Raw genomic sequence first — 8,772 nt, 5'->3', positions numbered from 1 at the left:
CTTATTTTGGACAGACCTTACATGTTCTTTGCACCTACTTTTTCATTACATGCATCATTTCAAGCCATTTGACATGTAAGTATCATGATGTACAAGTCTTTTAGATTTCTTTGATATTAGCAGGGTTTTTTAATCTTACATTTCTTTGTAAGATTTTTAAATGCTCTTTCATGTAAGATAACATCATCTTACAATGTTGCTCTTTCCCCAAACTTTCATTTATCTTACAATAACCTTACAAAAGGAAAATTTTAGTTTTAAGCAAGGTTTTAATTAGTGGAAACGGGGGGAGAGAAAGTGGAGAGAACGATTATAATCGTTGATGATGAGCTTGAAATCATAGAGATACTAAGACTTTTTTTGGAAATGGAAGGCTTTTCGATACTGGAAGCGCGTGATGGTAAATCAGCTTTAAACCTTATACAGAAATTCAAAGTTGATCTAGCTATTATTGACATTATGATGCCCAATATTAATGGATACGAATTGATTAAAATAGTTCGGAGAGAATACAAAATGCCTATTATTATTCTTTCTGCTAAAAATCAGGAAATGGATAAAATTATGGGATTAGGACTAGGAGCAGATGATTTTATATCGAAACCATTCAGCTTGTTGGAGGTATTAGCACGAATCCAAGCTCAACTTCGAAGAACATATGATTTTAATGTTAACTCGTTAAATCAAGAGCGCTCTCAAACGTGCTTTGATGACCTGGTGTTGGATCATCGCTCTTGTATTCTTTATAAGCAAGGACGCGAAATTAAACTTAGCGCTCTAGAGTATAAATTATTGAAGTTATTTATGGGGGAGCCAGGTCGTATTTTTACCAAAAAGCAAATCTTTGAGAACGTATGGTCTGATTACTATTGTTCAGATGACAATACTATCATGGTTCAAATTAGTAGATTGCGAGAAAAAATAGAAGATCATGCAAGAAATCCAGTATATTTAAAAACTGTACGAGGTTTAGGTTATCGATTTGCGAAGAAGGAAGAATTGAATGAACGATAAAAATAAAATATTTAACACCTTAATTAAAACTTATGTTTTCTTCTCGTTGACTCTTGGAATTAGTGTTGTTGTCCTACTTGTCATTTTAAATTTTCAAATGAAACAGAAGTTCGAAAATACTGTATTGTCTAATTTAAGAGCGACTGAAATTGTAAGACAGAACTACTCAGACATTCCCACCGATGCAATTGAGTCATTTAATGGATGGATTGAAATTCTCGATGAAAATTTGCACGTTGTTTATATCAAAGGGAAAAAACAAGATAACTCATTCGCCTATACGGAAAAAGAATTAAATAGCCTTTTTTATGACCAAAAGGAAAATCCGTATCACACTTCTCTAGCACCATTTAAAACAAAAGACGGTAAAATGGCCTATTGTCTCATTAAGATTCCCAAAACATATATAAAGCAAGAATTCACAGTAACAAGTGCAGCGAAAGACCATATTACAGCTTTTATAAAATTGTTGCTTCAAACCTTTCTCCTTTTTCTCTTTTTATTCGGGATTAATGTCTATATATATAGCCGATGGATGGCTATGAAAATAACCAATCCGTTACTTTCAATCGCTAATGGAATTAGAAACATTACGAATGGCTATTACTACAAAAGGCTTCATTTTAAGGCAAACTATGAATTAATGAAAATACAAAATTATTTTAACCTTATGGCTGAAAAACTAGAAAAAACAGAGATGGAGAAAAAACAATTAGAAGAAAGCAAGAAGCGCATGCTTGTCCATATTTCTCATGATTTAAAAACTCCTATTACAACTATTCAGGGCTATGTTGAAGCACTGCAAATGGGTCTTATTAAGGAGGAAGCGAAGAAACAGCAAGCTTTACGTATCATACATACAAAAGCACGACTCGTTACAGAATTAATTGAGGATGTTTTTGAATTGTCTAAACTTGAAAGCACCGACTATCCATTTGTAACTGAAATACTGGATATTTCTGAATTTATTCGTGAAATATCTGCTGAATATTATGGACTGTTTGAAGAAAAACACGTTCACTTTCAATTCGAAATCCCTTCTCAGGAAATACTCGTTTCTTTTAACTATACATTATTATATCGAGCCATTTCTAACGTACTGTCCAACGCCTTAAAATACAACCCAGAAGGAACGAATGTCTTCGTTTCACTAATAGAAGATACTCAAAAGATACATATTAATATCATCGATGATGGCATTGGTATTCCTAATTCTATAAAAGAAAAAGTATTTGAAGCATTTTTCAGGGGAGACCAATCAAGAAAAAGTGATGGGGGAACAGGTCTCGGTTTAACAATTTCAAAACATATTGCGGAGAAACACGGAGGTCAAATTTACTTGCATACTGACGAAGGAAAAACGAAATTTCAAATCACCTTACCTAAAGCTGGTTACAATTAGAATCTAGTACAAAATTAAAAAGACTTATGTACTTTACTCGCATAAGTCTTTTATTTTTATTTAGTATGCTTGGATTCATATGTTAAAGTACATAAATCGTCATTTCAAAATTCCATTAATTTTAAGTGAATCTGTAGTAGCTTCTTTTATAAGTGAATTAATGACAATTTTACGTACCTCGTTGTTAATCAATTATACATTTTTTTCTTTACGAGTCTTTCCTAATCTTATGGAATAGGAATTTCCACTGCATTCATCAATTACTTATTACCAAATTTAAATTAATTGTGGTGGTTTTTAACTGTTCAACAAAAATATGTGTAGCAGCACTCATATACTTATCCTTCCTAACATAGTAAAAAAAGAAACACAAGCAAATCAAAAATAATAAGTACCCCATTTTAGGATTTCTAATACATTTTTGGACCTGCACTTTTATAAAAAGTTTTTTTCAAGTTCTTAATTGATTCGATATTTTCATGGTGTAAAAAGATTGGAGGATATCATTGATGAAAAATATAAATGTTGCTATCCCAACTCCTTTTCATGATAATGAAAGATTATATTTAGAGGGTTTCAAACTTATTGTTGAACATTTGAAAAATAACGGAATTGAGTCATTCCTTGTATCTGGTACTACTGGTGAACAGCATTCAATGACTATTGACGAACGGTTGCAAATTATTGATTACTTTAATCAACAAAACTTTAAAGGCGTTGAACTTTTGTTTGGTGTCTCAGCTACAAGAACAAGTGATGCGATAAAGCTTATTCAAGCAATTGAAAAGTCTATCTTCGATATAATACTGCTTGGTTTTCCACCCTATATTCAACCAACACAACAACAGGCGATTTTCTATGTTAATGAATTGTTTAAGCATACGACTAAAAAAGTTGTTCTTTATAATAATCCTTTTCGAACTGGTTTTGACTTACGGACTGAATCTCTTAATATTCTTATTACACAACACTCTAATCTTATTGGGCTTAAAGAGGAGGGCGATATTAATCGTTATAAAAATACAAAACTACCTGATGATTTTATTTTGTTTGCTGGAGGAGATATCAATTTCATAGAAAAGATTAATAATGGATGTAATGGGCTTTCTAGTATGGTAGGGAATGTTTATCCCAAAGAAATCAAGCAAGCGTTCAATAACTTGTTAATGAATAGGCCGGTTGACCACTATAAGATAAAACAATTAATTGATGAAGTTACATATCATCAAACTATTATGAATATAAAACAACATTATAATAATCTTGGTATAAAAGTAGGAACTTGCCGGGCACCTATTAACACTTATAAAGGAACAGTTGTTCAAATAGTATAATCAAACAAATTCTTACTACCAAAAGCCAAAATCTATTGCTGGCATCGTTGCCGTGTAAAATTCTTATCAAGCACAATTGTTTCAATAATTTGTGCTTTTAAAAAATTACAGAAGATAGACTCTTTGAAAAATACCTTTCATTGTACATTAATATATCTCAATAATCTCATTGAGAAAGAACCTTAGTTACAAAAATTTTAATTTAAAAATTTTTGTAACTTTTTGTTTTTTTATGTCATCTTTATTATAAATTAAAGAAATGATTCTATTAAATTTTTGTTCTTTCTTCATCATATGCATCGCTTCTACTCTATAAAGTAAATAGCAGCAATTAATAAGGGTGTTTTATTTTGCATTAGGGGAGAAAGGGGTATCGCCACATGTCCTTTACTAGTTTAAATGGGAGAAAGTTTTGAAGTGCAAACAAGAGCAGTGAAAATAGAGGAAATCTATCAAGAAGTATTAGACGGTAAAAGAAGTAGGTTCCCAGCGAATACATGGAAAGAAGATGACAATAGAGATCTATCTAGAAGAGTAACAAAATATTTAATTGAAACAATTTTAAAGTGGAATGAAGAGGATATTAAACAAAAATGGAATACGCCTTTAATTATAAAATATCGATTACTCGGTACGCTCAAACATAGTTATGATAACAGTCCATACAAAATGATTGAAGACTTATATCCCAATAGATTTAAAGAGTGGGAGTTTAGTATGACACCTTTAAATTTTTGGACTAAAGAAAAAGCTCTTGAAGTATTAAGATGGACTATTGAAGAAAAAGAACAGCTAAGTAAAGTACAACTACTAAAGATATACGGAAAAAAATGGGTAAAAGAAAATAAACTCAGTGCACCATTAGTTATGTATTGGAATGGTAGCCCTTATGCAATGATAAACGCTTTATATCCTAATAAATTTAAAGAATGGGAATTTAGTATGACTCCTAACAAGTTTTGGACCAAAGATAAAGCATTAGCGGCACTAAGATGGACTATTGAAGAGAAAGAAAAGTTAACTCCTGCTCAGTTATTACAAGTTTACAGTGTAAAATGGCTAACTATTCATAAATTAATCTCTCCTTGTCAGATATTATGGAAGAACAGTCCGTACTCTATGCTCAATGAATTATATCCGGGTCAAAATAAAGAATGGGAATTGAAATTTACACCTACCGGATTTTGGACCGAAAAAAAAGCATTAGAGGCGCTGAAATGGACTATTGAAGAAAAGGAAAAACTAACAGAGGAGCAATTACTATCTACATACACACAAAGGTGGTTAATAAAACATAAATTATGGACGCCATTAAGAAGATATTGGAATGGTAGTCCATACGAGATGTTAAATGCTTTATACCCAAATCTCTATTCAAAAGATATGTTAAAAGGTTATAAAAATAAATAATGATTACTAATACATAGGAATAAGCAAAAAGACCATCGCTATCAACCTGACGAAATTAAATACCTCGAAAATGAAAAATTTGAATCTGTTAATACGGATTCAAAAAGAAATATTAATAAATTTTAAAACGTTAGTTTGTGTCTTTTTTTGTAGCTATCAATATAAACTGAAATTGAATTTTTAGAAGAATATGAAATAAATCAAAAAGAAATGATGATTATATTAGAAGTCCCACGTATAGTCATAAACTATCAAGTTTAAGATAGAGATGATAAAAAAGTTGATTTAAACAATTCCTAACTTAATTATAGGAAAATAAAAAATTTAATTATAGGAGCGAAATTATATGTCACTTTTACGCGATGAAGCATTAAAAATGCATAAAGAAAAGCAGGGTAAGATCGGTGTTTATCCTAAAGTTAAAGTGCAAAATTCGACAGATTTAAGTCTTGCTTACTCACCAGGTGTTGCTGAACCATGCTTAGAGATTTATAAAGATGAAAGTAAAGTATATGATTATACAATGAAAGGGAATCTCGTTGGAGTTATATCCGATGGAACTGCAGTACTAGGTCTTGGGAATATTGGGCCTAAAGCAGCTATGCCAGTAATGGAGGGAAAAGCTTTACTTTTCAAGTCATTTGCTGAGATTAATGCTTTTCCTATTTGTTTAAACACTAATAATCCAGATAAGATTGTTGAGACTGTTAAATTATTAGAACCCAATTTTGGGGGGATAAATTTAGAAGACATTGCAGCACCTCAATGCTTTGAAATTGAAGAGCGCTTACGAAAATCCTGTGATATTCCTATTTTTCATGATGATCAACACGGTACAGCTATTGTAACTATTGCTGGCCTAATTAATGCTCTTAAGTTAGCAAATAAAAAAATGGAAGATGTGCAAATTGTTGTAAATGGCGCTGGTGCTGCTGGGATAGCTATTGTTAAGCTGTTACTTCATATGCATGTAAAAAATGTTATTTTGTGTGACACAAAAGGGATAATATATGAAAACCGACCTGTTGGCATGAATACACTTAAAGAAGAAATAGCTCGTATTACCAACATAGAACAGAAGCTGGGAACATTAGCAGACGCCCTTATTGGTGCTGATGTTTTTATTGGGGTATCAGCTGCAGGTGTAGTTGATGAGGAAATGATTCGTTCTATGAATCATAACCCTATTATTTTTGCTATGGCTAACCCTACACCTGAAATTATGCCTAATAAAGCAAAAATGGCTGGTGCACTAGTAGTTGGTACAGGTCGTTCTGATTTTCCTAATCAAGTAAATAATGTACTAGCATTCCCCGGAGTTTTTCGTGGAGCTTTAGATGTACAAGCAAAAGAAATTAATGAAGAAATGAAGCTAGCAGCTGTTTATGCAATAGCTGAGTTAATTTCAGAAGAAGAGCTTCATGTAAACTATGTCATTCCAGATCCGTTTGATCCTAGAGTGGTGCCGCATGTGGCATATGCTGTTGCGCGTGCTGCAATGGAAACTGGTGTTTCAAGAAGAAATATCAGTATAGCTGAAATTAAAAACAATCTATTAAGATTATCAGAAGAGACAATTGTATTGAAATAAGTATTTGTCTTGAAAAAATAAAATGTTATGGAGCAAAGATTGCATGTATTTGAAACAGGCTATCCCGAATGAGATAGCCTGCTATATTTTTAAAACTTTTTAATTGTTAATGCATTTATCTTGAAGTTTTGACACCAAAATGAGTTTTCTAATACTTAATATTTTTTTGTAAAATCATGTACTTTTTGATTAGATTTTGTAGCATTAATTATAAATTAAAGATACGCTTCTATTAGAATAGGTTTAAAAGCATGTAAACTCCCCTTATAAAGAAATTGTCAATTTCTTATAAGGGGAGTTTACATGATGGTTTTTATTAGCTTAGATTCTTTTACTTACAGGCTATTTATATAGATTAGTAGTGAGAAAGCGGATAAATCTATGTTCTTAAGAAATTTAACAAAAAATCACTTAATGACCATTGATTATTATCAGAGTGGATTTTTGCAAACATGTAAAGGACGTGTTTATAACTTTGATTTAAATCAACAAACTCTTACTTTAATAGATGAATAGCAAAAGGTCTTCTACTTAGTTCTTAGCGTATAGAACGTTAAAACATGTATGTTACTCTTTCTATTATCTATAAAATACATATATATCTAGTTATTTGTAAATAAAATGGAAACGAACAAAATCTTAAAAGGAGCGAACTTGAATGATGATTGTTCTTCAGGTAGTTTTAGCAATTTTTATTTTAGTAGGGGGATTCATAAAACTTTTCCGTATACCTTTTCAGATTGAACATTGGCAACACTATCAATATCCATTATGGTTCATGTCTATAATCGGTTTTATTGAAATTGTTGGGGCAATAGGAATAATTGGTGGTATCTGGAATCCATACTTAGCACTCGGATCAAATATATTATTAGTAGTTCTCATGGTCGGAGCCATTCATGCTCATATTTTTCGGGCACATCAATCTATCTTAATGATTATTCCTGCAACACTCTGTTTAATATTATCTACGACGATAATTATTTGGAACTTAAATGTATTTTCTTAAACTTAACTATAAACTTCCACTTCAACTAATAGGAGTTATATAAATAACAATTTTAATTAAATAAATATAATTTTAAAATTAATAATTATTAAAAAATACTATATAAGATTTATTTAAAATGGTGATTAATCAAAGAGTATTAATGCCGAAAAAATTATCACCACTTTACTTCTGCTTTTAATGATTATGTGAATGGAAAGCCCCTTTATTTCTTAAAACGTACCCTTGTAAAGGACATACAAAAGCCTAGGCAACTTTAAGAAGGTGATCTCTTTATTGCATAGGGATGACCTTTTTAAAATTCCATTGGTATATGTAGTAAATCATATATTGTTTATTTTCTTTTTTTAATTTATCTAGAGTCTTTAATAGAGACTTCATCTTTCAGAGGACCTAAGAAAGATTCTTGGGAGAGTTATCCCAACAGTTTCCTCTTCGTGACATAGATTATTGTAACCCTAGTTCCTTAACTGTTTTTTGGAAATTAGGATCCGTATAATGAACTCCTTAATTTGAGTGAATCAATGCACCTTTTGCTTGATACTTACTTGTTCGTTACAAAAAGCCAACATCTCTCGCCAGATCCCGTAAGGTATTTGGAAATAAGATATTTTGAATCTCTTGAGCAAATAATTGTAATTAATCAGATACAGAAATAGCTATACAAAAACGTCATCTTTTCCTATGATTCTACAAAAAGAATAGCGTGTTTTTTCATTTTAGGTGGGATTCTGTGTTATTAACTTGATGGAAGTGGGGTAAGATTAGATCAGTCTGTCCAAAATCAGGAAGAATTCATTCACCAATGGTTTGGGCTTACAGCATAAGATATGGTTCCGCTAGGAATATATGCGTTTTATTCTCTTTCGTGTTATTTTTGCACCAGAACCCTAATGGGTGGGTTGAACAAGAAATAAGAGACTAGTCTCGATATAGTTTACAATGTTTATTTCTTCTATACGGGATATCGTAAATCTTCTTAGAATAATAATTTCAAATCAATAAAAATTTG

Annotated in this window: 6 protein-coding genes; all 6 read left to right on the top strand. The window is 31.2% G+C overall.

The genetic code is table 11. The annotated features are described in order from the left end of the window. The first annotated feature begins 297 nt into the window (after positions 1 to 297). Positions 298 to 1,014, top strand: a complete 717-nt coding sequence (locus HRG09_RS26970) for a response regulator transcription factor (RefSeq protein WP_174103897.1) — start codon at positions 298 to 300, stop codon at positions 1,012 to 1,014. Then, the gene (locus HRG09_RS26965; protein WP_174103896.1) at positions 1,004 to 2,416 is read left to right on the top strand and encodes a sensor histidine kinase; all 1,413 of its coding nucleotides are present in this window, start codon (positions 1,004 to 1,006) and stop codon (positions 2,414 to 2,416) included. Before HRG09_RS26970 ends, HRG09_RS26965 begins: the two co-directional genes overlap by 11 nt. A 509-nt stretch (positions 2,417 to 2,925) precedes the next feature. Further along, positions 2,926 to 3,750 (top strand): dihydrodipicolinate synthase family protein, encoded by an 825-nt coding sequence (locus HRG09_RS26960; protein WP_174103895.1) that lies wholly within the window; start codon positions 2,926 to 2,928, stop codon positions 3,748 to 3,750. Between the two features lie 417 nt (positions 3,751 to 4,167). After that, complete coding sequence (locus HRG09_RS26955) at positions 4,168 to 5,160, top strand: DUF4046 domain-containing protein (protein ID WP_174103894.1); 993 nt, start codon at positions 4,168 to 4,170, stop codon at positions 5,158 to 5,160. A 346-nt stretch (positions 5,161 to 5,506) separates the two neighbouring features. Further along, positions 5,507 to 6,751, top strand: a complete 1,245-nt coding sequence (locus HRG09_RS26950) for an NAD(P)-dependent malic enzyme (RefSeq protein WP_174103893.1) — start codon at positions 5,507 to 5,509, stop codon at positions 6,749 to 6,751. A gap of 658 nt (positions 6,752 to 7,409) precedes the next feature. Then, complete coding sequence (locus tag HRG09_RS26945; protein ID WP_174103892.1) at positions 7,410 to 7,760, top strand: DoxX family protein; 351 nt, start codon at positions 7,410 to 7,412, stop codon at positions 7,758 to 7,760. Positions 7,761 to 8,772 lie beyond the last annotated feature (1,012 nt).

The sequence above is a fragment of the Bacillus sp. Xin1 genome, assembly GCF_013314535.1.
In the GTDB taxonomy this organism is placed as follows: Bacteria; Bacillota; Bacilli; order Bacillales; family Bacillaceae_G; genus Bacillus_A.
Note: the sequence above shows the minus strand (reverse complement) of the source record. Positions and strands in the feature narration are given on the sequence as shown.